This window comes from Haladaptatus sp. W1, assembly GCF_001723155.1.
GTDB lineage: Archaea > Halobacteriota > Halobacteria > Halobacteriales > Haladaptataceae > Haladaptatus > Haladaptatus paucihalophilus.
The window spans coordinates 1-2,743 of the sequence record NZ_MEIH01000403.1; the positions used below are offsets into that span (position 1 = coordinate 1).

Genomic DNA, 2,743 nt, shown 5'->3' on the forward strand with positions numbered 1-2,743 from the left:
ACTCGGGAAGAACTCCTGCGGAGTACACCGAATCAGTATACTCGGGTAATACAGTCGCCGTACGCAGTAGGCTCGGACACCGTAATCCACCCATCACTCGCAACCTCGACGTGATACTGGTTATATCGGAAGGAAACACTCCCCTCACTATCACGGGTCTGTCGGCGACCTTCGGCCGAAGAAGCCGTCTTCAATCGCGGCAATATCCACACACTCGTATAACGGGGGATCTTTGATGTCGACGGGCGCAACGTCTGCGGCGTCCGCGATTGCGAACATGATTTCGGTGGTGAGATCGCGGTGGCTCTCTCGTTCGTAATGGGCCTGTGTCATAAACGCCATGTCGGGATCGTCGGGTCCGTTTCCGTCCTGTGCAAGTTTGGTGCCATCATCGGTTTGGTCATTACTTGTGGTCATCTGTCGTCCTCCGTGTGAAAATATCCTATCGTACTGTCGAGCCCGAGGCAGTGATACCTCTTTGGGCAGCCATGGGTTACCGAGTGTCCTCCCGGTCGAACTCGCTGCGAGCGTGTGTTTCTTGTCGATTGTCGAGACTGCCACCGGCACCCTCCAACGCCGTCAACACCTGCACTGCATGTGGACCTGGCGTGATCGTCTCGGTATCTGCATCAAACTCGATCACGTCCAAGTCGACGAGTTTCGGAACATGAGAGTGATAGAGCGACGTGTACATCCCCTGGCGCGTGAGCGTCGCGATGTTCGCCTCTTTCGTATCAGTCTCCCAGGCAGCGAGTTTGGTCGCAAGGTCATCGAGTGACCATTCGGTTTCTTCGGCGAGGGTATAGACGAGGTAGCGTCGTCGTGGATGGGAAATCGCCTCGAATACGGGTTGTAATTCGAGGACAACTTCCGAGACATCGATGTCGAGATCACGCTCGGCAGCACTCTCCCCGGTGGACTGACTGGAATCGTTCTCCCACTCGTCGGGAGGTGGCTCGTTCCCCGCCATAGTCGATGCTGAGGCGTCAAACAAAAAAAAATACCGGTAGACACTGTTTTTCCGACCATATTGGACAGATACGCACTTCATCGCTGTATCGTACTATCTATGGGTACTGGTATGTTCCAAACGCGACCATTTGGAGTCACCTAGTAAAGACTAGCGGTGCTGTTCTTCTGTCGGTAGCAGATGTACCCACGTCTGCCTATTGCACCATGGAGCAGTAAATGTCCAATACAGAACGTTCGTCAACTGAGAGTGATCAAGCTGCTGTCGTGGTCGTGTTCCAGCGGCCATAGCCGCGTTGTTTGGCCTGCTGTTGTTTGCGCATGAACTCCTGGCGTTTGCTGAACTGACCGTCTGGCACGCGAGCGTAGCCGATACAGACCAAATCCGTGTTGAACATGAAATTGCCGATGTAGACGTACGGGTGCATGTGACCGTCATCTGTTGTGTTCACCTGTGGATCAGAGACGACGGTCACGATTTGATGATCCACTTGGGACTTCGTATAGCGAACTGCCTTCGTGTGGATTGGACCGCTCTCAGGAACACTCACGCCGATCAAGTCGACGATTCGGTCTTCCGTCGTATTGATCTCGAGCGTCGTCGATCGACGACTTTAGTCCACGCGCTTGGAAGCGCTCGCTATCCTCTGGAGTATCAATATTCGCGGTCGTTGGTTGCGTAGATACGTCGTCTGCGTCCATGCCTCCGACTGGGGTTCTGTGTGGTCATTGTTGCAGTAGTCGGTTCTGCTGTGGTCGTGCTACGATCGAGGTCGTCTGTGTTTCCATTCCCGTCGTTGTTGTTGTGGCGTCGTTACTACCACGAATCCAAGCCACGAGACAACCTGCGAGGATGATAACCAGGAGAAGTCCGAAAAGAGGAGGGATCGCTGCATCCTGGAGATGGTTACTCTGCTTAGTTCAACATTGGAATGCCGAATAATGTCCGGCGGTGACGGAAACACATCAAATTGCTCGCCCGAATGCTCGTCGCCGAGCACTTCCTTGATCTGCTGCTGACTGTCCTGTGCTGTCTCACCATCGTGTCTGCGCCTGTCCCCGACGAACGTCATCGGAATTCGGCTCTCGCGAGAGTTGCAAGTTAAGACCCCACTCCCGTACAGCAATCTGCTGTCCTTTCACGCGGAGCAGCAGACATGGAGCAGGGATATTTCCCCTGCTTTGAGGGTGATGGGTGGACCTTCATGGCCACCACATCCTTCACTGATGATACGGCTACTCGACTATCTCCTGTCGCGATGAGTAGCTCCGTGATGTGATTCTTGAATAACTTCGATTGAATATTAACTTTAAATGATTCCGATTGTCGTTCTCGGATGTCACCATCAGTGACCGCTTGCAGTGTACAGCGGTCACTACGAGATTTCCCTGATCTTAATTCTATGTTGCAACACAGTTGCACAAGACATGGGGTTTGACGACACAATACCTACCCGTTGCTAATGCGGATAAACCACTAGACAACGCCTCAAGACGTTCTACAGCAAATGACGACTTTCCACCCAAAACCCACGCCTCAGACTCGAATTCATTCTGATGATCTCGCAAAGCCATTTCAAGAGGCGTCGATGAAACCGATAACGATCACAGTTAATTCGATTGTCAACTGCTGATGAGACTCACCTCCAGTACTGGACGGTCACTCACACCTCCCCGATCGACTTTGTAAAACAGTCGTGAATTTCCCAACCACTCTCGATGCCCGACTATTGAGCACGGTTGGCGATATCCATCGCCTCGAGGTTCACGGTGA

4 protein-coding genes are annotated in these 2,743 nt (G+C 52.8%); all 4 read right to left on the minus strand.

The features are described 5' to 3' along the window. Positions 1 to 32: 32 nt before the first annotated feature. Positions 33 to 212, minus strand: coding sequence for a HalOD1 output domain-containing protein (locus tag BG842_RS33355; protein ID WP_394327502.1), 180 nt, complete (start codon positions 210 to 212; stop codon positions 33 to 35). Then, on the minus strand, positions 151 to 417 hold the full coding sequence (locus tag BG842_RS25590; RefSeq protein ID WP_069452995.1) for a hypothetical protein: 267 nt from the start codon (positions 415 to 417) through the stop codon (positions 151 to 153). The genes BG842_RS33355 and BG842_RS25590 overlap by 62 nt, the downstream gene beginning before the upstream one ends. A 76-nt stretch (positions 418 to 493) precedes the next feature. Then, the gene (locus BG842_RS25595) at positions 494 to 970 is read right to left on the minus strand and encodes a hypothetical protein (RefSeq protein WP_069452285.1); all 477 of its coding nucleotides are present in this window, start codon (positions 968 to 970) and stop codon (positions 494 to 496) included. Between the two features lie 253 nt (positions 971 to 1,223). Continuing rightward, positions 1,224 to 1,520 carry a thermonuclease family protein gene (locus BG842_RS25600; protein ID WP_254663487.1) on the minus strand — a complete coding sequence of 99 codons (297 nt, stop codon included), beginning with the start codon at positions 1,518 to 1,520 and terminating at the stop codon, positions 1,224 to 1,226. Between the last annotated feature and the right edge of the window lie 1,223 nt (positions 1,521 to 2,743).

Coding starts and splice junctions, on each gene's coding strand:
- BG842_RS25590 (WP_069452995.1), bottom strand. CDS start 417: ATGACCACAAGTAATGACCAAACCGATGATGGCACCAAACTTGCACAG.
- BG842_RS25595 (WP_069452285.1), bottom strand. CDS start 970: ATGGCGGGGAACGAGCCACCTCCCGACGAGTGGGAGAACGATTCCAGT.